At 66.2% G+C, this 25,702-nt stretch carries 30 protein-coding genes and 1 tRNA gene; 12 read left to right on the forward strand and 19 right to left on the reverse strand.

Going from position 1 to position 25,702, the window contains the following annotated elements:
• Positions 1-79: 79 nt before the first annotated feature.
• Complete coding sequence (locus QA609_RS10490) at positions 80-244, reverse strand: hypothetical protein (protein ID WP_278302560.1); 165 nt, start codon at positions 242-244, stop codon at positions 80-82.
• A gap of 258 nt (positions 245-502) precedes the next feature.
• Between QA609_RS10490 and QA609_RS10495 the strand changes: the two genes are divergently transcribed.
• From QA609_RS10495 to QA609_RS10505, 3 genes are all read left to right on the forward strand, one after another.
• On the forward strand, positions 503-682 hold the full coding sequence (locus tag QA609_RS10495; protein WP_278302561.1) for a hypothetical protein: 180 nt from the start codon (positions 503-505) through the stop codon (positions 680-682).
• A gap of 140 nt (positions 683-822) precedes the next feature.
• Positions 823-1,692: a hypothetical protein gene (locus QA609_RS10500; RefSeq protein WP_278302562.1), complete on the forward strand. Its 870-nt coding sequence runs from the start codon at positions 823-825 to the stop codon at positions 1,690-1,692.
• A gap of 147 nt (positions 1,693-1,839) precedes the next feature.
• A complete protein-coding gene (locus QA609_RS10505) occupies positions 1,840-2,571 on the forward strand; it encodes a zinc-dependent metalloprotease family protein (protein ID WP_278302563.1) in 732 nt (243 codons plus the stop codon).
• Between the two features lie 186 nt (positions 2,572-2,757).
• On the opposite strand, the gene QA609_RS10510 is transcribed toward QA609_RS10505, so the two are convergent.
• The gene (locus tag QA609_RS10510; protein ID WP_278302564.1) at positions 2,758-3,492 is read right to left on the reverse strand and encodes a hypothetical protein; all 735 of its coding nucleotides are present in this window, start codon (positions 3,490-3,492) and stop codon (positions 2,758-2,760) included.
• Between the two features lie 136 nt (positions 3,493-3,628).
• Here QA609_RS10510 and QA609_RS10515 point away from each other — a divergent pair, with 136 nt between their 5' ends.
• Positions 3,629-4,429 (forward strand): SDR family NAD(P)-dependent oxidoreductase, encoded by an 801-nt coding sequence (locus QA609_RS10515; protein ID WP_278302565.1) that lies wholly within the window; start codon positions 3,629-3,631, stop codon positions 4,427-4,429.
• Positions 4,430-4,480: 51 nt separating this feature from the next.
• On the opposite strand, the gene QA609_RS10520 is transcribed toward QA609_RS10515, so the two are convergent.
• From QA609_RS10520 to QA609_RS10535, 4 genes are all read right to left on the reverse strand, one after another.
• On the reverse strand, positions 4,481-5,728 hold the full coding sequence (locus QA609_RS10520; protein ID WP_278302566.1) for a saccharopine dehydrogenase NADP-binding domain-containing protein: 1,248 nt from the start codon (positions 5,726-5,728) through the stop codon (positions 4,481-4,483).
• Between the two features lie 131 nt (positions 5,729-5,859).
• On the reverse strand, positions 5,860-6,102 hold the full coding sequence (locus tag QA609_RS10525; RefSeq protein WP_278302567.1) for a hypothetical protein: 243 nt from the start codon (positions 6,100-6,102) through the stop codon (positions 5,860-5,862).
• Between the two features lie 275 nt (positions 6,103-6,377).
• Positions 6,378-6,452 (reverse strand) — tRNA-Glu (locus QA609_RS10530).
• 111 nt (positions 6,453-6,563) lie between these two features.
• Positions 6,564-7,772 carry a hypothetical protein gene (locus QA609_RS10535; RefSeq protein WP_278302568.1) on the reverse strand — a complete coding sequence of 403 codons (1,209 nt, stop codon included), beginning with the start codon at positions 7,770-7,772 and terminating at the stop codon, positions 6,564-6,566.
• Positions 7,773-7,895: 123 nt separating this feature from the next.
• Here QA609_RS10535 and QA609_RS10540 point away from each other — a divergent pair, with 123 nt between their 5' ends.
• Positions 7,896-8,474 carry an MBL fold metallo-hydrolase gene (locus QA609_RS10540; RefSeq protein WP_278302569.1) on the forward strand — a complete coding sequence of 193 codons (579 nt, stop codon included), beginning with the start codon at positions 7,896-7,898 and terminating at the stop codon, positions 8,472-8,474.
• On the opposite strand, the gene QA609_RS10545 is transcribed toward QA609_RS10540, so the two are convergent.
• Together QA609_RS10545 and QA609_RS10550 are read right to left on the reverse strand one after the other, a co-directional pair.
• Entirely contained in the window at positions 8,471-9,307 is an 837-nt protein-coding gene (locus QA609_RS10545) for an ATPase (RefSeq protein WP_278302570.1), read from the reverse strand. The genes QA609_RS10540 and QA609_RS10545 overlap by 4 nt on opposite strands.
• Positions 9,304-9,573 carry a DUF5827 family protein gene (locus QA609_RS10550; RefSeq protein ID WP_278302571.1) on the reverse strand — a complete coding sequence of 90 codons (270 nt, stop codon included), beginning with the start codon at positions 9,571-9,573 and terminating at the stop codon, positions 9,304-9,306. Before QA609_RS10550 ends, QA609_RS10545 begins: the two co-directional genes overlap by 4 nt.
• Between QA609_RS10550 and QA609_RS10555 the strand changes: the two genes are divergently transcribed.
• A complete protein-coding gene (locus tag QA609_RS10555) occupies positions 9,572-9,709 on the forward strand; it encodes a hypothetical protein (protein WP_278302572.1) in 138 nt (45 codons plus the stop codon). The two genes, QA609_RS10550 and QA609_RS10555, sit on opposite strands and share 2 nt — an antisense overlap.
• 26 nt (positions 9,710-9,735) lie before the next feature.
• Here QA609_RS10555 and sod read toward each other — a convergent pair whose 3' ends face one another.
• The 6 genes from sod to rpl7ae form a co-directional block, all read right to left on the reverse strand.
• Complete coding sequence (gene sod, locus QA609_RS10560) at positions 9,736-10,338, reverse strand: superoxide dismutase (protein ID WP_278302573.1); 603 nt, start codon at positions 10,336-10,338, stop codon at positions 9,736-9,738.
• Positions 10,339-10,485: 147 nt separating this feature from the next.
• Positions 10,486-10,857: a hypothetical protein gene (locus tag QA609_RS10565; RefSeq protein ID WP_278302574.1), complete on the reverse strand. Its 372-nt coding sequence runs from the start codon at positions 10,855-10,857 to the stop codon at positions 10,486-10,488.
• 170 nt (positions 10,858-11,027) lie between these two features.
• On the reverse strand, positions 11,028-11,492 hold the full coding sequence (ndk, locus tag QA609_RS10570; RefSeq protein ID WP_278302575.1) for a nucleoside-diphosphate kinase: 465 nt from the start codon (positions 11,490-11,492) through the stop codon (positions 11,028-11,030).
• Positions 11,492-11,842 carry a 50S ribosomal protein L24e gene (locus QA609_RS10575; protein ID WP_278302576.1) on the reverse strand — a complete coding sequence of 117 codons (351 nt, stop codon included), beginning with the start codon at positions 11,840-11,842 and terminating at the stop codon, positions 11,492-11,494. Before QA609_RS10575 ends, ndk begins: the two co-directional genes overlap by 1 nt.
• Positions 11,842-12,066 (reverse strand): 30S ribosomal protein S28e, encoded by a 225-nt coding sequence (locus tag QA609_RS10580; RefSeq protein ID WP_005557920.1) that lies wholly within the window; start codon positions 12,064-12,066, stop codon positions 11,842-11,844. The genes QA609_RS10575 and QA609_RS10580 overlap by 1 nt, the downstream gene beginning before the upstream one ends.
• An 11-nt stretch (positions 12,067-12,077) precedes the next feature.
• Positions 12,078-12,440: a 50S ribosomal protein L7Ae gene (rpl7ae, locus tag QA609_RS10585; protein ID WP_278302577.1), complete on the reverse strand. Its 363-nt coding sequence runs from the start codon at positions 12,438-12,440 to the stop codon at positions 12,078-12,080.
• Positions 12,441-12,762: 322 nt separating this feature from the next.
• Here rpl7ae and tmcA point away from each other — a divergent pair, with 322 nt between their 5' ends.
• Positions 12,763-15,024 (forward strand): tRNA(Met) cytidine acetyltransferase TmcA, encoded by a 2,262-nt coding sequence (tmcA, locus tag QA609_RS10590; RefSeq protein WP_278302578.1) that lies wholly within the window; start codon positions 12,763-12,765, stop codon positions 15,022-15,024.
• A gap of 15 nt (positions 15,025-15,039) precedes the next feature.
• Here tmcA and QA609_RS10595 read toward each other — a convergent pair whose 3' ends face one another.
• Positions 15,040-15,768 (reverse strand): SDR family NAD(P)-dependent oxidoreductase, encoded by a 729-nt coding sequence (locus QA609_RS10595; protein WP_278302579.1) that lies wholly within the window; start codon positions 15,766-15,768, stop codon positions 15,040-15,042.
• Between the two features lie 77 nt (positions 15,769-15,845).
• Between QA609_RS10595 and QA609_RS10600 the strand changes: the two genes are divergently transcribed.
• From QA609_RS10600 to QA609_RS10610, 3 genes are all read left to right on the forward strand, one after another.
• Positions 15,846-16,331 (forward strand): DUF456 domain-containing protein, encoded by a 486-nt coding sequence (locus QA609_RS10600; RefSeq protein ID WP_278302580.1) that lies wholly within the window; start codon positions 15,846-15,848, stop codon positions 16,329-16,331.
• 41 nt (positions 16,332-16,372) lie between these two features.
• Positions 16,373-16,543, forward strand: a complete 171-nt coding sequence (locus tag QA609_RS10605) for a hypothetical protein (protein WP_278302581.1) — start codon at positions 16,373-16,375, stop codon at positions 16,541-16,543.
• A 154-nt stretch (positions 16,544-16,697) separates the two neighbouring features.
• Positions 16,698-17,387, forward strand: a complete 690-nt coding sequence (locus QA609_RS10610) for a twin-arginine translocation signal domain-containing protein (RefSeq protein ID WP_278302582.1) — start codon at positions 16,698-16,700, stop codon at positions 17,385-17,387.
• A 102-nt stretch (positions 17,388-17,489) separates the two neighbouring features.
• Here QA609_RS10610 and QA609_RS10615 read toward each other — a convergent pair whose 3' ends face one another.
• Together QA609_RS10615 and QA609_RS10620 are read right to left on the reverse strand one after the other, a co-directional pair.
• The gene (locus tag QA609_RS10615; RefSeq protein WP_278302583.1) at positions 17,490-19,211 is read right to left on the reverse strand and encodes a glutamate--tRNA ligase; all 1,722 of its coding nucleotides are present in this window, start codon (positions 19,209-19,211) and stop codon (positions 17,490-17,492) included.
• 93 nt (positions 19,212-19,304) lie between these two features.
• Positions 19,305-19,751 (reverse strand): response regulator, encoded by a 447-nt coding sequence (locus QA609_RS10620; protein WP_278302584.1) that lies wholly within the window; start codon positions 19,749-19,751, stop codon positions 19,305-19,307.
• A 221-nt stretch (positions 19,752-19,972) separates the two neighbouring features.
• On the opposite strand from QA609_RS10620, the gene QA609_RS10625 reads away from it, so the two are divergent.
• On the forward strand, positions 19,973-20,383 hold the full coding sequence (locus QA609_RS10625) for a response regulator (RefSeq protein WP_278302585.1): 411 nt from the start codon (positions 19,973-19,975) through the stop codon (positions 20,381-20,383).
• A gap of 164 nt (positions 20,384-20,547) precedes the next feature.
• On the opposite strand, the gene QA609_RS10630 is transcribed toward QA609_RS10625, so the two are convergent.
• On the reverse strand, positions 20,548-21,648 hold the full coding sequence (locus tag QA609_RS10630) for a polyprenyl synthetase family protein (protein ID WP_278302586.1): 1,101 nt from the start codon (positions 21,646-21,648) through the stop codon (positions 20,548-20,550).
• Position 21,649: 1 nt separating this feature from the next.
• The gene (locus tag QA609_RS10635) at positions 21,650-23,002 is read right to left on the reverse strand and encodes a ribonuclease J (protein WP_278302587.1); all 1,353 of its coding nucleotides are present in this window, start codon (positions 23,000-23,002) and stop codon (positions 21,650-21,652) included.
• A gap of 383 nt (positions 23,003-23,385) precedes the next feature.
• Between QA609_RS10635 and QA609_RS10640 the strand changes: the two genes are divergently transcribed.
• On the forward strand, positions 23,386-25,686 hold the full coding sequence (locus QA609_RS10640) for an amino acid permease (RefSeq protein ID WP_278302588.1): 2,301 nt from the start codon (positions 23,386-23,388) through the stop codon (positions 25,684-25,686).
• Positions 25,687-25,702: the final 16 nt, after the last annotated feature.

The raw sequence follows: 25,702 nt of genomic DNA on the forward strand, positions 1-25,702 counted from the left end.
TTGACTGTGTGAGACCGCATAAGGGTACCCCCGCCGTTCGCTCGATACCAGAGACCATCCTCGAAAAAGCTGGACGTCGCTACCGGTGGTTCGCCGCGCGGTGGTCGACTCGCGTCGGCTTGACCTTGCCGTGTTGCTCGAGCTCGTGGGCGTTGAGTCGCCGCTGGAGGTCGGCGCTCGACGCGACGGCGAAGTACGTTTCACACACTGAACACTTATCGACGAGTAGATCGTTCGAACTCATAGTAGTAGTCTTCGAAGTCGAATACGCAGTTTTCGGAGCTTTCGACAGTCGTGCAAGGGATTCGAGGGGGATGACGGGCGTCGTTGCGTGGGCCGGTCCCTTTTTACCGGTCTCGAGTGCACCCAGTACCGCGGTATACGGCCCCCTGACGGCTGAGAACGGTCGTACCGGTGACTGCTAGCGAACCGCCTCTACCGGGCGGCGGAGCCGACCGTCGTCCGTCCGAGGATTCATTATCGTGGCAGTCAATACCAATCTATGGACCCGTACACGGACGACCTTCGGCTGCCGCGAGCGCGTCTCGAGCCGGACGCGAGGGCGACCGTGCGCTGTCGGGACTGTCGGGCGACCTTTCCGCGGCGGGACGTTCACCTGCCGACGAAGGGAACGCTTCGCTGTCCCGAGTGTGATTCCGGCGCGATCGCCGACATCGACTGAGGCTCCACACGCTCACGGACAGTCCGGGCCCCGAGAGCCTCGGGTACGGTGTCGCCGTGGACGGACGCCTCGAGTCCGTCGCGAACGTTTTTGCCGTGCAGCGTGGTAGTTTCCCACGGTAGTCAATGCGTCTCTTTCCCATGGATATCGGCCCCGTTCGACAGCCGGAGTACACGGGCGAAAACCGCTGTCTACCGTGTACGGTCGTCAACGTGGCGATCGCGCTCACTCTGGCGGGGACACTGGGAATCGTTACGACCGTCCCGGTCGGGGCGACCGCGCTCGGCGGCTTTCTCGCGGTGATCTACCTTCGTGGCTATCTCGTCCCGGGAACGCCGGAACTCACCGAGCGCTACCTTCCGGCGTCGGTCCTTCGGCTGTTCGGGAAGGAACCGATCGCGACCCGCTCGCTCGAGGGAACCGCGGCGGAGGATCCCTGGGACCAACTCGTCGCCGCCGAGGTCGTCGATCGGTCGTCCGAGGGGACGCTCTCCCTGACCGATCGGTTCCGGGAGGAGTTCCGCGTCGAAATCGATCGCCGCGAATCAGCGCCGGGAGCCGACGACGTCGAGGCACTCGCCGCCTCCGAGGCCGTCGAACGCGGGCCGCGGGCGTACTCGATCGACGGCAACCGTCTCCTTCGATGGGAGTCCGACGCCGCACTCCTCGCCGACGCTGCGGCCGCGTCGGTCCTCCGAGCGACGGTCGAGGGCTGGTCGGACCTCGAGCGCGACGCCCGTCTGGCGCTCCTCGAGCGGATCCGGCTCCTGCTCGAGCGCTGTCCGGGCTGTGACGGGCCGGTCGATCGAAACGACGAACGGGTCGACCCGTGCTGTCAACCACCACATGTCGCCGTCTGGACGGTCTGTCGGGACTGCGACGCCGTCATCGCGGACGTGACCGCCCCCGAATCGGACGTCGAGGTGTGGGCGGGACTGCTCGGAGTCGACGCGGACGGAGCGGCCCGAACCGACGCCTCGGAAGCGGTCGAGGGCTGGTCGAACTCCTGACGGTTCGGCCGGGATACGAGCCGACGCCCGAAGCGCCTCCGAGGGCTCGGTTTCTTCCGACGTTTGTTCCGTGCCCAGACTTGTGATTCATGGTGACTGTTAAATTTAACAGAAAGTATATACTGAATTACTGTATGATGAATGTGTATGGACCGGCGCACGTTCCTCACGGGAGTCGGGACCGTCGCGGGAGGGGCAGTCGCGTTCGACCGTGGTGTGCGCCGCGTTCGCGCGCCGGAGACGATAACCGTCGCCGTCTACCAGACCGACGAGCTCACGACCGGGTTCGTGGAGAGCGGCCAGCGACGGGACACGGGCCAGCGTCTCGCCGAAGCGGGGGTGCGGGACATCCTCGAGCCCCAGTTCGCGAACTCGTTCGAACTGCTCGACGAGACGACGACCGTTCCACAGGAAGTAACGGCGCTGCCACCGGCGCTGTCGACGTTCGGCGACGAGATGTCGGCCGCGAGACGGTCGCTCGTGAACTGGGTCGAGTACAACCGAACGCGGTCGTCCGTCGACAGCCACATCCTCCTCTCGCACCACCCGGAGATCAGATCGGGCAACGGTATCGCATCCCCCGCGATCCTCCCGACGTGCTGTGAACCGATCGACCGCTACGGGATCGCCTGGATGGCGGCCGAGGGGTCGAACCGCGTCGAGGCGGCCGTCGCGGAGACGGTCGCCCACGAGATCGGCCACACGATCGGATTGCAACACTCCCACGGCGCGAACATCGGCAACGCCATCTCGGTCATGCTGACCAGCTCGTACGCGCGACGCGTCGGTCGAAACCTCTTTGGAGACCGCGTTCAGCCCGCTGATCGTCGGGTGTCCGAGCTGAACGACGATATCACCGATCGCCATCTGCGGGTGTAATCGGGGTCGATCGACGACCCCCGGTCGGAAGCCGGCACCGCCCCTGCACTCGAGCGGTTCCGGCTCGAGGCCACACCCGTTCTCGGGTCTGTCGGATCCGCGACGGGAGCACGCGGTTTCCGGTAGACGGACGTCTCACAGCGAAGCGCGGCGAACTCGCCTTCGGAACCGGTAGACGCTACTCGGCTACTGGCAGGGACCGTACTCGACCTCGTCCCCGGTAACGAACGCGCGGAGTGTCGCCCGTGCGAGGTGCCCGTTCCGGCGGACGTGATGTTCGGGGACGAGCGGGAGGGGAACGGGACGGAACCCGTCGGTACGCATCGAGCGGAAGCTCGTGTACCGTCTGACGGGATTCTCTCCCCGGAACACGGACAGTTGGCCGTCCTCGTCGCGGCCGTATCGATACCGGAACGCCGTCGGCTCGGGGCCGGGACACCGCAGCGCTTCGACACTGTCGAGGACTGCGACAGTCTCGCCTCCGACATCGAGGATCAGCGAGGGATCGTCGCCGTCCGCGGCGGTTTCGCGCCACTCGATCCGACCGGAGGTACCGAGACAGGCGAAGCTATCGTCGGTCAGTCCGATCCGGTCCTCGACGGCGTAAAACTGCCTGGCACCGTCGCGTCGGGAGTCGAGAAGAAACGGAGACTCCAGCACCGCCCTCAGCTCGTCGTTCGTCCACCGGTCCGCGACGAGTACCGGAACGTGTCCCCGGTGTACAGCGGTCGCGATCCTCGAGACGATAGTCAGCGGCGCACTGTCCGGCGGGTAGACGAGGTGCAGCGGTGCGTCGACGCCGGCGAACGCCGTCGGACCGTCGAGGGCGAGCGTCGCGTCGCCGTCCGATCGGAGCGCGAACCCTCGGCTCTCGAGATCGTCCGTTACGGCGCCGAGGCGACGAGTCGCTGGATGAACCATTACCTCGAGTAGTGGGCCGAGAGTGATAACGCTTCTCGCGACCGAACAACGGAGTCCGCGGCGGGGACCGCGTTCGGCTCACACCGCTGTCGTTTCGGCTGTTACTATCCCTCCCCCGGTCGATCCTCCGGAACGTATGCAGGTCACGCTCACCGGTGCGGGCGGCGGAATCGGACGACGAATCGCGACTCGGCTCGCCGAGGCGGGCCACGACGTTCTCGGCCTCGACCGGGATCCGGACCGCCTCACCGACCTTCCGGCTGCAGTCGACACCGTCCAACTGGACGTACGGGACGAAGTCGCCGTCCGGGAGCTGCTGGCCGACCGACCGGTCGACCGCCTGATCTCGACGGTCGGCTGGTACGAACTCGGCGCGCTCGAGGACGTCTCGCCGGCGACGTTTCGGCGGCATCTGGAGGCGAACCTCGCCGCGGTCCACACGGTGGTCCACGCAACCCTGCCGACGCTTCGTCGTCGCGAGGGTCGGATCGTCGCGGTCGGCTCCGTTCTCGGAAACGTCGCGTTGCCGTACCACGGCGCCTACAGCGCTGCGAAAGCCGGGCTTCACGGGTACGTCGATGCGCTGCGACGCGAGCTCGGTCCCCACGGGGTCACGGTATCGCTCGTCGAACCCGGCCCCGTTCGGACGGGGTTGAACGAACGAGCGGCCGAAGCGCTCGCCTCCGACCCACAGAGCCCCTACGCCGAGCAGTACGCCGCGTTCGACGGCTACAGCCCGCGGAGCGTACGTCCGGAGACAGTCGCCGAGACCGTCGTCGAGGCCGCCACGACGGGTTCGCCGCGCAGCCGATACCGGGTCGGACGTCGGGCTCGCTGGCTTCCGCGGCTGTCGGCCGTGTTGCCGGACTGGATGGTCGACCGGATACTCCGTTCCGGACTGCCGGGTGGCCTGCTGGGCCGTCTCGTCGACCGGTGAGCCCCAGGTGCCCGAACGTGGAACCGTCCCGCCGATCGACGTGGACGGAGATCACACCGAGACGCTCACGGCGATTCCGGCGTCTCGAAGCCGATCGACGAGCGGCTCGCCGATTCCCGACGCCGGCGTCAGTACGCCACCCTCGAGCGGCGTTGCGGTTTCGTTGCGGACGAGACACATCGCGGCCTCGCTGAGCATCCGCGCGGTCGCGCCGTACCCCGGGTCGACGTCCGCGCGAATCGTCCCCTCGACGACGAACGGACCGTCGGTGGCCGTTCCGCGACCGAGGAGGCGAACCGAAAAGTGTCCGCTCTCGATCCGTTCCCTGCTCGGCCCCTCGCCGGGGTCGGGGAACACGAACCGCTGTAACCCGGCTCGGACCGGATCGATCGCCATTCCGGCAGCCGCCAGCCCGAACCCGCCGGCGACGAGGGCCGCGATCGCCCCACCCCGGATCCCGCTCCCGGTCGGAACGACCTCGGAACAGCGAAACTCGCGACCCCACGGGTACCCGAGGAGTGCGTTGCTACGTCGGATCACGCGTTCGTTCACGGCAGCCATCGGCGACGGTGCGGTCCACACCGATCGAAGCGGGTCCCGCCTCGGACGTCGCTGCTCGCTCGAGTCGATGCCGGTGCGCTCCCCGGGTGGCGCGAGCGAGTACGAGTTCCGGAGGGCTCGCCGAGCGATCGGGTCGGTCGACGCGGCGTCGAACATCGCGACCGCGCTGGCTATCGTTCCGCCACTGACACCGCCGCGCCCGTCGACGTAGAGCCGAACCAGGTCACACGGCGTTCCGAACTCGTCGACCGCAGCCGACTGCACCGCCATCGTCCCGACGTCGGCGGGGATCGAGTCCACGCCGCAGGTGTGGACGATCCGACTCCCCGCCTCGACGGCGTCCTCGTGGTACCGGTCGATCATCTCCCGGATCCAGTTGAGCTCGCCCGTGAGATCGCAGTAGTCGGTTCCGGCCTCGATACACGCCTCGACGAGCGGCGTCCCGTACGTCGTGTACGGACCGACGGTCGTACAGACGACGCGCGTACTGTCGGCGATCTCCTGGAGGCTCTCTCGGTCCGTCGCATCACCCAGGACGATCGGGAGGGAGTTCCACGTCCCGGCCTCGTCGACGAGGTCGGCCTCCAGCGTTCGAAGCCGATCCTCGTTTCGGCCGCCGAGGGCGAGCGACAGTTCGTCCGGGGTGTACGTTCCGGTGAGGTACTCGGCGACCAGCCTTCCGGTGAACCCGGTCGCACCCCACAGGACGAGGTCGTACCGTCGGTCGGTGTTCGACATTGTGTCACGCAGTTGGTCCGCAATCGCTTCAACCGTCGGGTATCGGCGATCACCGAGCCGACCGTACAGTTGCCAGTAACTCTCCAGCAACACGACCGACGGATCGTACCCGCCCGGAATATCCGTCTGCCTCAGCCGCCGTGTTTCCGGTACCAGACGCGCTCTCCGACCGGTGATTCGTCGTCGTCGATATCCAGCCGACCGAGAAACAGCTCCCGAATCGCGTTGGTGACGACCAGCTCGAGTGGTTCTCCGTCCTTGGGCGAGACGGTGACGACGCAGTGTCCGTCCCGCTGGCCGATCGACTCGATGGTTCCGGTCGACCAGTGCTCGATGTCGTGGGTGGGCTTCCGGGCGTGAATTCGATCGTGCATACTGCTAGCTGGATTGCCAGCGGTGTCTTCCTTTCGTCTACGGCGACCGATCGGTGCTCCCGAGCTCGAGCGGCCAGGACCGCACGGTACGCGCCACTGGGCAGTACCCGACCGAAAACCGAGAAACGGGGGAGAGTGCGCCGACAGGGATTCGAGCTACGCGAAACGCTCGCTGCGCTCGTGTTTCTCTGCTTCCAATTCCACAATCGAGGTTACGACTCCCAATGTGACTCGCACGCGATCTGCATTGCTCGTCGAGTGAGTCGCCGTAGAAATGCTCCGACAGGGATTCGAACCCTGGTCATTGCCGTGAGAGGGCAATATGATTGGCCGGACTACACTATCGGAGCGTCCGTCGGCTTTCGCCTGCACTCTTTCGTAACGCCGTGTACCGTTTAAGGGTTCCGTTTCGATCCGCCTCTGTCGAACCCTGACACGGGGTTCGGTGGCGATTGCGGCCCCTACTCGTCGAACGGCGACTTCGCCGCCTCGGGCTCGAACCCCTCGAGACTGATGATGTTCTCGCGGCCGACGCGAAGCTTGCTAATGTCGCCCTCGCGTTCCATCTCGGAGAGCAGCATGCTGACTTTGGACTTCGACCAGCCGGTTTCGTCGACGATGTTGACCTGTTTCATCCGACCGCCGTTCTCTTTGATGAGTTTGATCACTCGGTCTTCGTCGGTCAGCAGTTCCTCTTCGGTGAGCGACCCTGGCTCAGTCTGCTCCTCCGACCCCGCGGCCGCCGCGCCCGCCTCCGATGACTCCGCTCGAGGGCCGGTCGGCCCGTCGACTTCGCCAGGGGAGTCGTCCGGTGGTGTTTCGTCCCGCCTGGTTCGGTACCACGCGGCGGCGATAACGGCGCCGAGGACGACCGCGGTGGTGCCGAGCATCACCGGCCACGAGAGCAGGGTTCCGTCGCTCGAGCCGCCGGTCGTCCCCGCGGTGCCGTCGCTTCCGATGTCGTCGGCGTCCTGGAGCACGACGTGGGGGTGACCGTCGAGGAACTCCTGCTCGCCGGTCCAGGTCATCGAACTGGCGTTCTCCATCGTGGTGGCGGTGTACTCGCCCTCGGGATCGGCGTCGGTGAGCACGAGGTTGTCGCCGGGTTTGACCACGAGCGACTGATCGGAGCCCAGATACATGTTCTGGAACACGTCACCGACGACGATGCGGTCGTCCTCGACGTCGGCGAACCCCTCCCAGACGAACGACATCTCGATGACGCCCATCGCGCCGGGTCGGTACTCGGTCGACGCCGAGCGGTTGAACGCGGTCGCCTCCATCTCACGGTCGGTCGTCTCCTCGCCGGTGTCGGTCAGCGCCTCGGCCTGATCCGTGAACCGCTCGTAGAGCCCGGTCTCGTCCTCCTCGAACTCCTCGGCGAACGCGCCGAAGTTCGCCTCCTCGTCGTCGTCCCCGAGGCGCTGCTCGTGGCGGAACGTCCAGGTCGCGCTCCCGTTCTCGTGGACGGTGATCTCGAACGTCGTGCTGTCGAAGTTCTGGGAGTCGAAGTCGTCGACCGCGTGTTGGGCGGGGACCGCGCTCTCGCGGTCCGCGAGCGACTGCTGGGTGCCGTCGACGGCGCCGGCCATCGCTATCGGGAGGGTGAAGCCGGCGAGCACGACAGTAATGACGAGGATACCGACCCCGACGGGGACCGACCGAGTCATTCGTCCTCCACTACGTGCCGGAGCTAAAAATGCTTGTGAATATCGCGTTCGGTCGCTGATCGCCGCTCGAGGAGCCACACTGAGGTCGACACGCACAAGCCCCCCGCTCCTGTACGGCTCCGTATGGTCACGAACCTCGCGCAGGGCGTCCAGGCTTTCACCAGCAACGTCTACCTCGTCACCGGCGAGCGAACGGTACTCGTCGATCCCGGCGCGAACTTCGACGTCGTCGACCGCCTCGAGTCGCAGGTCGACGACCTCGACGCGGTCGTGCTCACCCACACCCACCCCGACCACGTCGGCAACCTCGAGGCGGTCAAATCGGCGTTCGACGTCGAGGTCTGGGGATACGATCCGTCGATCGACGGGGTCGACCACGGGATCGCCGACGGGGAGACCGTACGACTGGGAGATCACGACTACGTCGCGCTCCACACCCCCGGCCACAAGGACGACCATCTCTGTTTCTACTCGGCCGACGCGGGGATCCTCCTCGCGGGCGATCTCGTCTTCCAGAACGGGAGCTTCGGACGGACCGACCTCGAGGAGGGCGATCGGGAGACGCTGATCGAGAGCATCGATCGCGTCCTCGACCGGATCTCCCCGGAGCTCGCGGAGTTACACACGGGCCACGGGCCGAGCGTGACGACGAACCCCTACGATCACGTCGAACTCTCCTCCCAGATGGCCCGCCAGGCCTAACCCTGGCTGGCACCCTCGAGCAGGGCGTCGTAGGCATCGGCGTAGGCCGCGGCGACCCGCTCCGGGTCCTCGCGTTCCTCGCCCGTAAGCGGCGGCAGCCGGACCCGCTCGAGGGGATCGAGGTAGTCGAGGACCGTCGGCACTCGCTTCTCGAGGCTGCCGTCTTTCGGACTCGTGCTGGCGATCTCGCAGGCCCGGCAGTACCGATTGCCCGGATAGATCCGGGCCCGCCCCGGCTCGACGACCGCGACCGCGGCGATCGCCGCGGGATCGAGATCGTTCAGCGGCCGGGCGATGTCGCCGTAGGATTCGACGACGGCGACGTCGGCCGCCTCGAGTTCGGTCGAAAGCGACTCGAACGCCGGCACGTACCGGTCGGCCGTGACGTCGTTGAGCTCGTCGACGGTTTCGACGGGGATCGCCTCCTCGAGGGGCAGCGCCGAGGCGACCCGATCGGGGACGTCGACGGTAGCGTTTCGGACGTACGTCGGTTCGCCGGCCTCGCCCGGAGCGCCGATTCTGTCGACGACGAACTCCCGATCGGTCTGCCCGAGCAGCCCGGTACCGGGGCCGGGGCTGGGCCGCCACAGCCGGTGGACGGGGTTGAGCCGTTCGGGCTCGCGTCCCCGAGCCTCCGCGGCCGCGAGCCGTGCGGCATCTTTCCCGTACAGCCGACCGTCGGCGAGCGCCCGTCGACAGTCGTCGTGGTCGAACCAGTAGTCGTTGCCGGCGCGGGGTTTAGCGCCGACCGCGCCGGTTCGCTCGAGCAGGCCCGTCGAGAACGTCGTCTTGCCGGCGTCGACGCGATCCGACCCGACCACGAGGAGGATCATTCGTCCTTTAGACCGTAGAACCCGGGCTCCTCCTCGTCGCGCGGCTCGGCGACGACGAGCTCGTCGGCGTTAGTCATCACCCACGGGATCGCCCAGTCCAGCAGGATGTCCTCGGTCTCGCGGTCGATGTCCGCGTCGGGTTCGAGCCCCTGGAGCAGGCGCGCGATCTCGTAGACGGTGTACATCTGATCCTCCTCGAACAGCTCCGCGGGCGTATAGAAGTCACAGGGCGGGAGCTCGTCGAACTCGTCTTTCGGAACTGGCATGGACGTTGCTATCGGCGCGGCGCCACAAGACCGCACCGGTCTCGACGTCGGCAACGGCTCGAGCGCGCTCGCTTCCTCGGCGGTCGGCTCGCGGCCCGCGGCGCTATCGCCGTCGCTGAGCGGACGAGTGCGATAAAAATACGTGGGTTGCCAGGTCGTCGCTTACTCGAAGTGGTCGAGGCACTTCTCGTACTCTTCTGCGGCCTTGTCCCAGTTGACGACGTCGAAGAAGCCGTCGATGAACTCGCCGCGGTCCGGGCCGTAGTCGTAGTAGTACGAGTGCTCCCAGACGTCACAGGCGAGGATGGGGTGGGCACCCCACAGCGCGTGGAGGTCGTGGCGGTCGACCTTCAGGTTGCGAAGCTGCTTCGCGACCGGGTCGTAGACGAGCAGTGCCCAGCCACCGGCGCCGCTCGCAGCGGCCTCGAACTCGCCCTTCCAGGCCTCGTAGGAGCCGAAGTCCTCCTCGATGCGGTCGGCGAGGTCGCCCTCGGGTTCGCCGCCGCCGTCGGGGGACATGTTCTCCCAGAACAGCGTGTGGAGGTAGTGTCCACTGCCGTTGTGGGTAACGCTCTCCATCGCGGCCCCGGACGAGCCGAAGTCGCCGCTCTCGCGGTTCTCCTCGAGGGTCTCCTCGGCGCTGTTCAGGCCGTTGACGTACCCCTGGTGGTGCGTGTCGTGATGCCAGGTGACGACCTGTTCGGAGATTGCCGGCTCGAGCGCGTCGTAGTCGTACGGAAGTTCTGGAAGTTCGTGATCAGTCATAAGGACACCTCTATGATCCGTATCGGTAGCTCGCCTGTTAAGCTTTGAGGATGGGAATGCTATCATTCCACAGGGAAGAGGGCTCGATGACGGACGCCACGGCTCCGAGTTCGACCGTTACTGACCGCAGAGAAAGGGGCCGGCCGGCTACAGCTCCTTGTGTTTGGCATGCTCGAGCCACTCCTCGAGGGAGGGCTGGTTCCAGTAGCGAACGGTGTCGCTGCGCCGGTCGTGTTCGAGGAGACTGGTGTCGGCGAGCTTGGGAAGATGGGAGTGCCGGAGCTCCGTTCGGACGGTTTTCCGGTGTTCGTCGAACTCCCGATCGACGTCACCGGCTTCGGTCTCGAGTCGAACGACTGCGTCGGCGAGCTCGTCGACGGCGGCGACCCCGTCGGCGCGCTCGGAGAGACAGTACAGCGCGTACCGTCGTCGTCGGTTCGAGAGAAGATCGAAGATCAGATCCAAAGACGGGGGCTCCGCGCTCGCGATCGATCTCGAGCCCTGTTCTCGCTTACGCATTCACGAACCACCTACCGTGAGTTACCATTCGAAACCACCGTGCTCGTCTACTACAGCCGATACATTAGATGTTCCGTCTATGTAAGCTATCGACTCGTCTAATTTAATGTACTCTGGAAAACAGAAAATCCGGTCCTAAACGTCGATAACGAGTCGGAGTCGCCGGGTCGCTACTCGTAGAGCCAGCCGGCGTCGTGCTGATCGTAGTCGATCAGCTCGTCGTCGTCGAAGTGCAGCGAGATCTCTCGCTCGTTGGCGCCCTCGTCCTCGTGGTCGGCCGCGTGGACGACGTTCCGACCGAGGTCGAGCGCGTAGTCGCCCCGGATCGTTCCGGGCTCGGCCTCGAGCGGGTCGGTCTCGCCGATCATCTGTCGGACCTGACGGGTCGCGTCCTGGCCCTCCCAGACCATCGGGACGACCGGACCGGAGGTGACGAACTCGACGAGGTCGTCGTAGAACGGCTTGTCCTCGTGTTCGCCGTAGTGTTCCTCGGCCCGCTCGCGGGGCATGTTCTCGATCTTGATACCGACGAGTTTCAGCCCGCGCTCTTCGAGTCGGGAGACGACCTCGCCGACCAGCCCGCGCGCGAAGGCGTCGGGCTTGATCATCACGAAGGTGCGCTCGGCCTCACTCATCAGGCCTCACTCTCCTCGAGATCCTCGGTCTCGTCGACCGCTTCGTCGCCCGCGGAAGCGTCCTCGTCGTCCTCGTCGACGTCGGCTTCGAGATCCTCGTCCTCGTCGGCCTCGACGGTTTCGTCCTGGTCGGCTTCCTCGGCGGCGGGCGTGTCGGCCTCGGCGGGACCCTTGCCGGCGCGTCCGGCCTCGGTCCACTCGAGGTCACGCGGCTCGCGACCGAGCTTGTAGTTCTTCTCCGCCTTCGCGCTGGCGAAGTGAAGCACGGTACCGTCGTTCTGGACGTACATGATGCCCGTTCCGGGCTCGATATCCTCGCCCGTGTAGTCACAGGTACGTTTCTCGACCATTATTGTCCTCCGATGGAGTCCGCCTCGCGGGCGGTCTCGCGAAGCTGGAGTACGTCTCCTTCGCGGACCGGTCCGAGGCAGTTTCGGGTGATGATTCGACCCTGGTTTTCGCCCTCCTGAATGCGGCACTTGACCTGCATGGCTTCGCCGTGCATGCCGGTCTTGCCGACGACCTCGATGACCTCGGCGGGCGTGGATCCGCTTTCGTTCTCTTCAGCGCTCATCTCAGGTCACCTCAGTCGAGGTCCTCGACCTTGTTGGCGATCTCTTCGACGTCGTCGGACGCCTCGCCGGCGTCGACGATCGCCGCGGCGGCGCTCCCGACCTCGAGGCCGGCGGCGTGGCCGACGTCGTCCTGTGTCTCGACGAAGACGACGGAGATGCCCTTCTCCTCGGCGAGTTCGGGCAGGTGCATGACGATCTCCTCGGGGGAGACGTCCTCGGCGACGTAGACGAGGTCTGCGTTGCCGCGCTCGATCGCTTTGGTGGTTTCGTTGGTTCCTTTCTTTACGCGTCCGGTGTCTCGTGCGACCTCGAGGGCCTCGAGGGCGTCCTCTGCGAGGTCGGCTGGGATGTCTGTGGTTACGTAGACTGACATTGGTTGTTCACCTCTCCTACGCGCGGGCTCGCGCTCCCCTGCCGTCCGGGCTGGGTCCCGGGCCGACGTCCGGTCGGCGGAAGTCCTGTGAGGCTAGGAGCATCATCAACCCCGCGTAGGGTGTACTACGCAGTAGCGCTGCCCCCCTTAAAAGCGTGTCCAAACGGCCGGACGAGTGGGATCGGTCCGCACAGCCGGTAGCGGCTGTTTCGGATCGAAACTCGAGCTGCGCCGATCGGCCGTAGCCGACGTCGCCGATCGACCACACGGACCGCGACCGCCAGACCGTGACCTCTTACATCCGAGACGACGACTCGAGGGTATGGCCGCGGACGACGACCTCGTCGACCTCGCCCGATCGCTCCGGACGGAGGCGAGGCAGACGAACGAACGGCGAGTGCTGGTACTGGCCGGCGACCGAGAGCGCGGATACGAGCGCCTCGAGGCGATCCTCGACCGACTCTCGGTAGCGATCACCCGAACCACGCTCGTCGGTCCCGAGGATCGCCTACGCTGCGAGCAGCTCTCCCAGACCCACGTCGGCGAGCTGCTCGGCACGACGCGGGACGTCGTCGTCCTCGACGCTCACGACCAGCTCCAGCCCAACGCCCTCGGCAAGCTCGTCGGGACGGTCGACGGCGGCGGGCTCCTCGTCCTGCTGACACCGTCGCTCGAGTCCTGGCCCGATCGCCGGGACGCGTTCGACGAGTCCCTGGCCGTGCCGCCGTTTTCGCTGTCGGACGTCACCGGCCGGTTCAGACGCCGGCTCGTCGAGACGCTGCAGGCACACCGCGGGGTCGGGATCGTCGACCTCGAGACCGATCGGATCGTCGACGAAGGGCTGACCCGTCCCGCACCGAGGCTGGACGCGAGCACGGAGCCGGAGCCGCCCGCGAACCGCCGCTTCCCGACCCCGACCTACGGGTCCTGTCTGACCGACGACCAGGCCGAGGCCGTGGCCGCGTTCGAATCGCTGTTCGACGCCCCGGCAGCGGTCGTGCTCGAGGCCGATCGCGGCCGGGGCAAGTCGAGCGCGGCGGGGCTGGCCGCGGGCGCGTTCGCCGCCGACGGGGAAGACGTGCTCGTGACCGCACCCGACTTTCGGAACGCGCGGGAGGTGTTCGACCGCGCCCGAGAGCTCTGTGAGACGCTCGAGGAGTGCGAGACGACCGAACCGCGCCGGCTCGAGACGGTGGCGGGCGGGCGCGTCCGCTACCTCGATCCGGCCGCGGCGCTCGAGGAGTGCGAGGCTGCCGACGTCGTGATCGTCGACGAGGCTGCCGCGCTCCCGGTCGCCACTCTCGAGGGGCTGCTGGCGGCCGATCGGATCGCGTTCGCGACGACGATACACGGCTACGAGGGAGCGGGGAGAGGGTTCTCGGTTCGGTTCCGGGATCGGCTCGCCGAGAGCGAGCACGCGGTCACCGAGCGAACGCTGACTGAGCCGATCCGGTACGCCGCGGGCGACCCGATCGAGGTCTGGGCGTTTCGCGCCCTGCTGCTCGACGCCCGTCCTCCGGTCGAGCCGCTCGTCGCGGACGCCGCCCCGGAGACCGTCCGCTATCGGCGACTCGAGCCCGACGACCTGTTGGCCGACGAACGGCTCCTGCGGGAGGCGTTCGGCCTGCTCGTGCTCGCACACTACCGCACCGAGCCCAACGATCTTGCGCGCCTGCTCGACGCGCCGAACCTCGAGGCCCGCGCGCTGGTCTACGACGGCCACGTCGCCAGCGTCGCCCTGCTGGCCCGCGAGGGGCACCTCTCGGCCGAGCAGCGGGCGATGATGTACGAGGGTGGGCGCATCCGCGGGAACATGCTCCCCGACGTGCTCACGAGCCAGTTGCGGGACGAACGGGCAGGCGAGTCCGCCGGAGTACGGGTCGTGCGGATCGCGACCCATCACGCCGCGCGCTCGCGAGGGCTGGGCTCGCGGCTGCTCGCGGAGATCCGCGAGGAGTACGGGACCGAGGTCGACTGGCTCGGCACCGGGTTCGGGGCGACCCCGGGGCTGCTCGAGTTCTGGCGGGCGAACGGCTACGCGACGGTCCACGTCTCGACGACGCGAAACGACGCCAGCGGGGAGTACTCGGCGCTGTTGCTCTCGCCGACGGCCGAGACGGGCGAAGGGTTGCGCGACCGCCACGCCGAGCGCTTCGCCGAACGGTTCGCCGCCCTCTGTTCTGACGCCCTCGCCGACCTCGAGCCCGACGTCGCGCGGGCGGTCCTGCGAAGCGTCCCCGCCGACGCCGCCCCGTCGCTCGAGCTGAGCGCCCACGAGTGGCGCGTCGTCGCGGGCGCCGCCTACGGGCCGGGCCTGTTCGACGTCGATCCTGGCCCCTTCCGCGAGCTGGTCGTCCGATATCTCGTCGAGCAACCCGCAACGATCGAGCTGACGACCCGACAGGAGCGGCTGCTGGCTCTCCGAGCGCTGCAGGCCCGCGACTGGGAGACGGTCGCCGAGCGGCTCGACTTCCACTCCACGGGGCAGTGCATGCGCGCCCTCGGCGATGCGTTCTGCCCGCTGGTCGACCGCTACGGAACCGACGCGGCGCTCGAGGTTCGGGATCGGTTCGGGGGATCCTGATACGACCGCCCGGCGCTACGACAGCACTCGCCGCAGGATCGCGTTCGGAACGACGTCGAAGACCCGCGCGACCAGTCGCCACCGACGGGTGACGTAGACGTGGCTTCGTTCTCCGTGGATCGCTCGAGCGATCTGCTCTGCCGCGGTCTCTGGCGAACACATCCAGAACGAGCCGTACGCCAGCTCGGTGTCGACGAACCCCGGTTCGACGGTCGTCACCGTCACGTCCGTCTCGCCCCCGCGCGCTCGCGTCCGCAGCCCCTCGAGATAGGTCGTGACGAACGCCTTCGAGGCGTTGTACGCCGGCACGGCGCCGTTGCCGAAGTGGGCTGCGACCGAGGAGATGCCGACGAGGTGGCCGTCGATCCCCTGTTCCTCGAAGTGCGAGACCGCGGCGGTCGCGATCGCCGCGAACCCGCGAACGTTGACGTCGATCGTCTTCCGCTCGGGTCCCCACTCGAGGTCGGGGTTCAGGTCGGCGGTGCCGGCGCTGATGACGACGAGGTCGACCGACGCCATCGCGTCGGCGAGCGCGTCGAACCGCTCGCGGGCCGCCTCGGCGTCGGCGACGTCCATCGTCGCGACGTACGATCTGGTCGGTAACTCCTCGCCGATCTCCCGGAGCCGTTCCGTTCGCCTGGCCGCCAGCCCGACCTCGTAGCCGTCGGCGGCCAGCTTCCGGGCCAGTGCCGCACCGATCCCCGACGACGCGCCGACCACGATCGCTCCGCCCGTTCGTCCCATACCGGTCGGTTCGTCCCGCCGTTCCTAACCGTTCCGGAGGCGGTACGACTTTGCCGCCGCCGCGTCTTCGCCCTCCTATGGTCGACGTCATCGCCGCCCTCGCGATCGCCCTGCTCGTCGGCGGCGTCGCCGGCACTGTCGTCCCGCTCGTCCCCGGCGGCCTGCTCTCGGTCTCGGGTGTCCTGCTGTACTGGTGGGGGTCGGGGTTTACCGAGCCCGGTCCGATCTCCCTGTTCGTTCTCCTTTCCCTCGGCGCGCTCACCCTGTTCGTCGAGTTCTTCGCCGGCTCGATCGCAGCGCGGGCCGGCGGCGCCTCCTGGACGACGACGGGTGCCGCCGCAGTCGTCGGGATCGCGCTCATGCTCCTGACGGGCCCGATCGGGCTGCTCGTCGGCCTGTTCGGCACCGTATTCGTCCTCGAGTTCGTCCGCGGCGGCGACGTCGATCACAGCACCCGGTCGGCGTTCTACGCGACGGTCGGCATCCTCGCGTCGACGGCCGCCCAGGTCCTGCTGACGGCGTCGATCCTGCTCGGCTTCCTGGTCGCCGTGTTCGTGTTCTGACCGACCGTAAACGCCGAGTCACTGGCCATCGTCTCGAGCGTATGGACTGCTCGGAGGACGGCTGCGACCGCCCGGCCTGTGTCGAGCTCCACGTCCCGTGGGGCGAGAACAGGGTCGTCTGTGCCGCCCACGCTCGCGTCCTCGGGCGGCAGGACGGCGTCGTCGCGGATCCGCGTCCCGACAGCGGGGACGATCTCCTCGAGGACGACTGAGAGGAGATGGGGAGCACCCGCCGGATCGGATTGCGTAACTGGTTCTTCATCCGAAAAAATTTCCCAATCCACCAAGAGATCTATCCAACGCATTTTATAACTTCTCTCCGATCGCATATTTGGTTTAACTCCTTTGGATCGCATAGAATGGTGTATGAGAGACAGCACACGAGCGACTCGGCGCAACGTCCTCAAGACCGCCGGTGCCGTCGGTGCAACGGCGTTTATCGCGGGCTGTAACGGCAACGGCAACGACGAACCGGACGACGAGGAACCGGACGACGAGGAGCCAGCGAACGACGAGGAGCCGGACGAGAACGGGGAAGCGATCGAACCCGGCACGCGGATCGAGTTCGACGCCCAGACGGCGGGGTGGGTCGGAATCGAACCCGAGGAGATCGCCGACGAAGAGAATCCGACGCTCACCCTTCAGGAAGGCGAGGAGTACGAGATCGGCTGGGAGGAGGGCGACGGATCGCAGCACAATATCGAGATCCGGGACGAGGACGACGAGGTGATCGACGACCTCGAGACCGAGATCACCGACGAGGGTGGCGACGATCAGTTCCTCGAGTTCGAGGCCAGCGAGGAGATGGCGACGTACGTCTGTGAGCCCCACGAGACGACGATGGTCGGCGATATCGAGATCGAGGGCAACGGCGAGGCCGAAGAGGACGAGGAGGACGACGAAGCAGAGGACGAGATGGATGACGAAGAAGAGAACGGTGAAGACGAGATGGATGATGAAGAGGAGAACGGTGAAGACGAGATGGATGATGAAGAGGAGAACGGTGAAGATGAGATGGATGATGAAGAAGAGAACGGTGAAGACGAGGACGAGTAACGCCAAGAAGCTGCCTTCACCGTTCTGATCTGCGTCCGGCGGCCTCGAGTCGAAGGATTCGAGGAGCGAGCGACCGGCCGGACGCCGCCTAGTCGTGACGGCTCAGGGGTGGGTGTAGTAGGCGAGCGTCCCGTCCTCCCCGTCTACGCTGTCGATCCGGGCGAAGCCGACGCGCTCGAACTGCACCATCTCGTCGGGCTCGAGGGCGGCGACCTCGGGTTCGGCCTGGCCACTGACGTCGCCGTCCATCGTTCGCATTCGGACGGGGACGCTCTCGTTTGCGGGCACCCAGTGGACGACGTCGACGTCGCCCTCGCGAACGACGTCGATGTCCTCACCGGTGTACTGGAGCGTATCGCGGGTGTACTGGAAACAGCCCAGCCCCTTGAGCCAGATGCGGTCCTCGCGCTGAGGGAGGTCGTCGGGCTCGAGCAGAACGGCGTCGCCGGCGGGAATCTTCCGGACGCCGCGGTCCTCGTGGTTGGGGTGGAGCGGCGGGTTCGCCTCGTCGGGCGGGCTCCCACCCAACGGGACCTCGGCCCCGTCGCGGACGAGGAACCGGCGGTCGGTCTCCTCGTCGATCAGGTCGCGGTTGTTCGCGTAGATCGAACTCATCGCGAGGTCGACGTCGCTGGTCGACGTGCCGAGCCCGACCATCGCGTCGACGATGGCCTCGCCGCGGATCCCCCGCCGACGGAGACTCCTCAGCGTCGGCGCGCGCGGATCGTCCCAGCCGTCGAGTCGTCCCTCGTCGATCAGCTCGGCGATCGTCGACGTGCTCATCTTCACGTCGTAGGCGTCGATCTGAACGTGGCCCCAGTGGACGACCTCGGGGTACTCCCAGCCGAAGTAGTCGTACAAAAAGCCCTGTCGTTTCGCCGAGTCCTGCAGGTCGATCCCGCGGACGATGTGGGTGACGTCGACGACGTGGTCGTCGATCGCCGACTGGAAGTCGAGCATCGGCCAGCAGCGGTACTCCTCGGCCTCCTCGCGCGGATGAGGCGTGTCGATCATTCGGAAGCCGACCCAGTCACGCAGCGCGGGATTCTTGTGTTCGATGTCGGTCTTCACGCGGAGGACCATCTCGCCACTGTCGTAGACGCCCGCGATCATGTCCTCGAACTCCTCGAGGACCGTCTCGACGTCCTTCTCGCGGTGCGGGCAGGCCTCGCCGTTGTTTTTCAGTTTGGAGAACTCCTCGCCCGAACACGAGCAGGTGTACGCCCCGCCCATGTCGATCAGCTTCCGGGCGTGGTCGTAGTAGATATCGAGGCGGTCGCTGGCCTTGAACGTCGCATCGGGCTCGAAGCCTAGATACTCGAGATCCTCGAGGATCGCGTCGTAGGCCTCGAGGTCGGGCCGCTTGGTCTCGGGGTCGGTATCGTCGAAACGAACGCAGAACCAGCCGTCGTAGCGCTCCTTGTAGGTGCCGATGACGGCGGGCATCCGGGCGTGGCCGACGTGCCACGGTCCGTTGGGGTTCGGGGCACACCGCATCCGGACCTCGTCGTACTCCTCCGCGCGGGGGAGGTCGGGCAGGTCGTGGTCGTCACCCTCGTCCTCGGCCTCGATCTCCGCGAGCTCCTCGGGGGCGAGCTCCTCGAGTCGCTCGCGCTTCTCGGCGTAGGCGAGGTCGTTGACCCGTCCGACAACGCCGCCGACGACGCCAGGAATTTGGTCCCCGTGCTCGCGGAAGGAGGGGTTGTCGCCCATCAGCGGACCCATGATCGCGCCGACGTCCGCGTCGCTCTCGTGTTTCACCGCGTTCAACAGCGCGTGCTTCTCCGCCTCCCGTTCGATCCGGTCGCGCAAGTCGTCGTCCATTACCGTGGGGTATTCGCCGCCCGCTCAAAACCGCAGCGGTGTCGGCTCGTCGCCCACATTCCGAGCGGAGCGTGTCGGCTCACCGATCCCGTGTCAGGCCGTTGCGGGCGGCTGCTGTGCCGTGTCGATCCAGAACCGTTCGATCGCCTCCGCCATCGAGGTAAACTCCGGCATAGCGTCGGGCTTCGTGAGGTAAGCGTTTGCAGCGCTGGCGTAGCTCGCGGTGATATCCTCCTCGGCGCTCGAACTCGAGAGCACGAGCACCGGCGGCGGCGGGTAGTCGAGTTCCTCCTCGAGCACCTCGAGAACGGCGAGCCCGTCCTTTCGCGGAAGATTCAGATCGAGCAACACCAGGTCGGGACAGGGCTCGGAGTCCTCGGGCTGGCGGAAGTACGCTGCCGCCTCCTCTCCGTCGCTGATAACCTGGAACGAGATCTCGCTCTCGGTCGCGCGAAACGCCTCCTGCGTGAGGCGGACGTCACCCGGGTTGTCCTCGATCAGGAGTACGTCTACCGGCTCGTCGGGTGTGCGATCGTTCATACACACCACTACAGGAGTCACGTGCGTAAGACTCGTCCCTACACACTTGGTGATCGACGTCCCCTCGAGGGATCGTAGAGAACGTTCCGTTGAACGGCCGCACACGCCGATCCTGTCACCGATAGAACGCGAGGCGCCCTCGGGATCCCTCGGTCTCCCGGAACCCGCCCGTCTCGACGATCGGTAGTGACAATTATGTATCCACGTCTGGTGGATCCGTTATGGGTGGACCGAAGCATGTGGGAGAAATACTTTTGGCGGAGGACAATCCGGGGGACGTCCGCCTTACGAGAGAGATGTTCGAGAACGCGGACCTCCGGGGGAACTATCACGTCGTCACCGACGGCGCCGAGGCGCTCGAGTTCCTCGAGCGACGCGGCGAGTACGAATCCGCACCCCGTCCCGACCTCGTCCTGCTCGACTGGCACTTCCCGAAAAAAAGCGGGAAGGAGGTGCTACGAACCATCAGGGCCGACGAGGAACTCCGCGAGATCCCGGTCGTCGTACTGACGGGGACACAACCGGAGCTAAAGAAGCTGCAGTCGGAACCGCCGCAGGCGGACGCGTACGTTCTGAAGCCTCTCGAGGCCGAGGAGTGTCGCAGTCTCGTCGAGAAGTTCTGCTCCGATTGAGACGTCCTACTGCAGCGATTTCCCGAGCAGCCGGGGGACGATCGCGGTCTTCGGAACCGACAGCCAGGAATCCGAATGAGAACCGTCTCCAGCCGGATTGATCCCGGACGCTCCCGGCGGTACCCGCGTTGTCTCCTCGAGAACCGGGGCCGAGAACGACCCGATCAGTATCCGCGTTCGATCAGGTAGTCCGCGATGTCACAGAGCAGTTCGCGGGCCTCGTTGTCCGGCAGCACCTCGAGTCGGTCCTTCCCCTGCTCGACGAGCTCGCGAGCGCGATCGTTCGCGTAGGTGATCGAGCCGACGCGCTCGAGTTCGGCGACGGCGTCGTCGATCTCGCTCTCGGTGACTCGCTCGACGTCCTCGGTGTCGACCAGGTCCTCGATTTCGATCCCCTGGTCGCGGGCATGGACGGTGATCAGCGTCTGTTTCTCTTCGACGAGATCGCTCCCTCGCTGCTTGCCGAGTTCCTCGCTCGGAACGGTCAGATCGAGCACGTCGTCGTGGATCTGGAAGGCTCGACCGATGTCGAGGCCGTAGCCGTACAGCGCATCGACCGTTTCGTCGTCGGCTCCCTGCAAGATCGCCGGGAGACACGCCGACGCGGCATAGAGCACCGCGGTCTTCTGTTCGACCATCTCGAGGTACTCCTCGGGCGTGACGTCGTCGCGTTGCTCGAAGTCGACGTCCAGGGACTGACCCTCGCAAATCTTCGTACACGTCGTCGCGAGGATCTCGAGGGCGTCGACCGCTCGAGAGGGCTTTGCGCCGGTCTCGAGCATGATCTCGAACGCCTTCGAGTAGAGCGTGTCGCCCGCGAGGATCGCCGTCTCGAGGTCGTACTCCCGGTGGACGGCCGGGACCCCGCGGCGGAGGTCGTCGTCGTCCATGATGTCGTCGTGGATCAGCGTGAACGACTGGATGACCTCGACGCTGACGGCGGCTGCCATCGCGTCGATCGTCTCTGGCGCTCGCGGCTCGCCGCTCGCGTCGTCCGCGGAACGCGGTTCCGCGCTCTCTTCGAGCGTCGGAAACTCACGATACCCCCGCGAGAGCGGCTCGACGTCGGCGAGTGCTTCCGCGGTCGTCAGCAACACCGTCGGGCGGAGCCGCTTGCCGCCCGCGTCCAGCAGGTACCGCGAGGCCTCGTAGAGCCGTTCGGGTCGCTGGATCGGAAGCGCCTCCGGGATCGCCTCGTTGACCAACTTGCGGCGCTGGTTAACGGCCTCGAGCACTGCTTCCTCACGTGCCTCGGGACTGGTCATATCAGTCGACAAGCTGGATGAGGTTGCCGTTGCGGGTTACGTGCAGGTCACGTCCCATCTTGTACCCCTCGCTCTCGCAGAGGTCGACGTAGCTGGAGAACCCTTTCAGGTCCTGGTGGGCGGGGATGATGTGCTGGGGCTGGAGCGCGTCGAGCATCTCGTAGTGACCCTCCTGGTTGAGGTGCCCCGAAACGTGGATGTCGTCGTAGACGCGGGCGCCCTGCATACCGAGCAGTTTCTCGGCCTGGTAGCGCTGGCCCTCGTTGGTCGGCTCCGGAATCACGCGAGCGGAGAAGACGACCTTGTCGCCGTCGTCCAGTTCGTAGGGAGTCTCGCCGCGGGCCATCCGGGTGAGCATCGCGCGGGGCTCGCCCTGGTGGCCCGTCACGACGGGCAGGAAGTTCTCCTTGCCCTCGTTCATGATCCGCTTGAACGTGCGGTCGACGGACTTGCGGTGGCCGAACATGCCGAGGTCGTCCGGGAAGTCGACGAAGTCGAGTCGCTCGGCGGTGCCAGAGTACTTCTCCATCGAACGGCCCAGCAGGACGGGCTGGCGGCCGATGTCCTTCGCGAACTCGACGAGGCTCGTGACCCGCGAGATGTGACTCGAGAACGTCGTCGCGACGATCCCGCCGTCGTAGTCCTCCATGCTGTAGAGGACGTCCCGGAGGTGTTCGCGGGCGACGTTCTCGGAGGGCGTGCGCCCTTTCTTGTTCGCGTTCGTACAGTCCTCGATGTAACACAGCACGCCGTTGCCCTCGCGACCGATCTCGCGGAACCGCTCCATGTCGATCGGGTCGCCGATGACTGGCGTGTGGTCCATCCGCTTGTCCAGCCCGTAGACGACGGCGCCCTCGGGCGTGTGGAGCACGGGATTGATCGCGTCGATGATCGAGTGGGTGACGTTGACGAACTCGAGATCGACCTGCCCGGAGTCGCCGATCGACATCGTCTCCCCGGCGTCCATCTTCACGAGGTCGTTCTCGACGCCGAACTTCTGTTCGCCCTCGATCTGCTGTTTGACCAGTTCGATCGTAAACGGCGTGGCGACGATCGGCGCGTCGTACCGGTGGGCCAGTTTGGAGATGGCGCCGATGTGGTCTAAGTGGCCGTGAGTGGGGACGATCGCCTGGACGTCGCCCTCGAGGTCGCTCATGATCCGATCGTCCGGGATCGCGCCCATGTCGATCAGATCCAGACTGTGCATCCGCTCGGTCTCGACGTTGTCGTGGATCAGAACCTGCGAGAGGTTCAGCCCCATGTCGAAGATGACGACGTCGTCGCCGGCGCGAACGGCAGTCATCTGCCGTCCGACTTCCTCGTAACCGCCAATCGTTGCAATTTCGATTTCCATAGTTGCTAGCACTGAAAGCCGCGTGTGGACTCTCACTGAAACGGTCCGCGGACTCCCGGTTGTGCGGCCCCGGCGTCTTGCAGCGCGTCGGCCATCCCGCTATGCGTTCGCGGCGGGGTATTCCGCCAGTCGGCCCCGGAAACGCCGTGAGGCCCGAACGCACTTGCCCGCGGGTACGTTGCCTCTTCCTACACGCTCGGATGTTAAAAACGCAGTGGGTTGGGTTCCGGTGAACGCACCGAGCCGTCGATCGCGTGTCGAACCGCCTGATCGTTTGCTTTTGGACGTAGGCGATTGACGAGTCCCGATTCAGGTGTCGACGGCTGCGCAATCGGTTCCGAAGCACCAACGTTTCTTAACGCTCGCCGGGAAATCACCGCCCGATGACGAAGGATCTCGAGCGCGATCTCGGACTGTTCGCGGTGATCGCGATCAGCATGGGAGCGATGATCGGCAGCGGGATCTTCATTCTCCCGGGGATCGCGATGGCTGAAGCCGGTCCCGCCGTGATCCTCGCGTTCGTGATCGCGGCGATTCTCGTCGTTCCCGCCGCACTCAGCATCGCCGAACTGGGGACGGCGATGCCCGAGGCCGGTGGGGACTACGTCTTCATCGAACGAGGACTCGGTCCGTCGTTCGGGACGATCGCCGGGCTCGGAACCTGGCTCATGCTCATGTTGAAGGGGTCGCTGGCGCTGTACGGGGGGATGTTCTACATCAACTTCATCTACGAGCTTCCGACCTGGAGTCTCGCGATTCCCGGGCTCGGAGCCGCAGTTCCGATCCCCGGTGTCCGGGCGCTCGGCATTACGTTCGCGATCGTGCTCATCACGGTCAACCTGATCGGCGTCAAACAGACCGGCGGACTCCAGCTGATCATGGTCGTCGTCATGCTTGTAATCCTGTCGGGGTTCGTCGCCGGCTCGATCGTCCAGGTCGAAGGGGCGAACTTCGACGGCTTCTTCGACGAAGGAATAGACGGCATCCTCACCGCGACAGCGCTCGTCTTGGTCTCCTACGCGGGCGTCACCAAGGTCGCTGCCGTCGCCGAGGAGATCGAGAACCCGGGGCGGAACCTCCCGCTCGGACTTCTCGCGTCGCTGATCGTGACGGCGTTTCTCTACGCGCTGCTCGTGTTCGTACTCGTCGGCGTGATCGAGGGTGATCAACTCGCCGACTCGGAGGAGCCGATGGCCCTCGCGACGGATCTGCTCTTCGGCGGGGTGACCCTCGGCGGGCTCCCCGTCGGATTCCTGGCGGTCGCCACGATCATCCTCGCGGCCCTGCTGGCGCTCGTCAGTACCGCCAACGCGGGGATCCTCACCGCCTCGCGGTACCCGCTCGCGCTCAGCCGGGACGACCTCTTTCTGGACAGATTCGAGTACATCCACCCGCGGTTCAACACGCCGTTCGTCGCGATCCTCACCACCGGGGCGATCATCATCTTCATCGTCGCGACCCAGAACGTCGACGAGATCGCCAAGATGGCCGGGGCGTTCCAGATCCTCGTCTACATCCTCGTCTGTGGCGCCCTGATCGCCTTCCGCGAGCGCGACCTCGAGTGGTACGACCCGGAGTTCCTCACGCCGGGTTACCCCTGGGTGCAGCTGTTCGGCATCGTCTCGGGGATCTTCATCATCACGCAGATGGAGACCCAGGAGATCGTCGGCTCGATCGGGCTCGTGATCCTCGGATTCGTCTGGTTCAAGCTCTACGCCCAGGAACGGGTCGAACGCGAGGGCGTCGCGAAGGGACTCGCCCGCCGGGAGACCGGGCGACAGTTCGTTCGCGACACGGAAGAACAGCTCGAGCGGGAGGACCGTTACGAGGTCCTCATCCCGATCCGGCGGGACGTAACCCGGGAACAGGAGGACGCGCTGATTCAGATGGCCGCGCCGATCGTTCGTCGACGAGGCGGGCGGATTCGCGTGGTTCGGTTCGACGAGGTGCCGGACCAGGTGCCCCTCGATACGGCTGCCGCCGAGCTCTCCGAGGACGACGTCGAGTTCGAGGAGCGAACCGACGAGCTCGTCCGCTACCTCGAGGTGCCCGTCGAGGTCGGCGAGATCGTCAGCCACGACACCCGCCACGCGGTCGTGAACTTCGCCGATCGTACCGGGGCGGATCTCGTGCTGGCTCGCCAGCAGGCCACGAGCCGGCTCGGGACCCTGTTCGGACGAGACACCGACTGGATTATGGAACACGCCCCCTGCGACGTCGTCTTCGTCCAGCACGAACAGCGCGGGACCGTCGACGAGATCGCCGTCGTCACCGATCGCAGTCCGTTCAACGATCCGCTGAAGGTCGAACTCGCGGACGCGATGGCCGACACCCTCGGCGCGTCGGTCCGATTCCTCTTTGCCATCGGGGAGGACGCGCCGGAGGAACTGCTCGAGACGGTCGAGGAGTACCACGACGACCTCGACGACCTCTGTACCGTTCCCGTCGAGTCGACGATCGTTCGGACGAACGACGAGATCGAGGGGCTCTCGCGGGAACTCGAGTCGGCGGATCTGGTGATGCTGAGCACGGTCACGCACCGTCGACTACCGGACCTGTTCGTCGAACAGCGCTCGGACCGACTCGCCGCGGCGATCGAACAGCCCGTCCTGTTGGTCCACTCCAAGCGGACGCGTCGGGGGTCGTTCCTGCGCCCGATTCTCGACCGAGTGCTGTTCGACTGACGACCGCAGCTCTGCC

It is taken from the genome of Natronococcus sp. A-GB7, from assembly GCF_029688865.1.
GTDB lineage: Archaea > Halobacteriota > Halobacteria > Halobacteriales > Natrialbaceae > Natronococcus.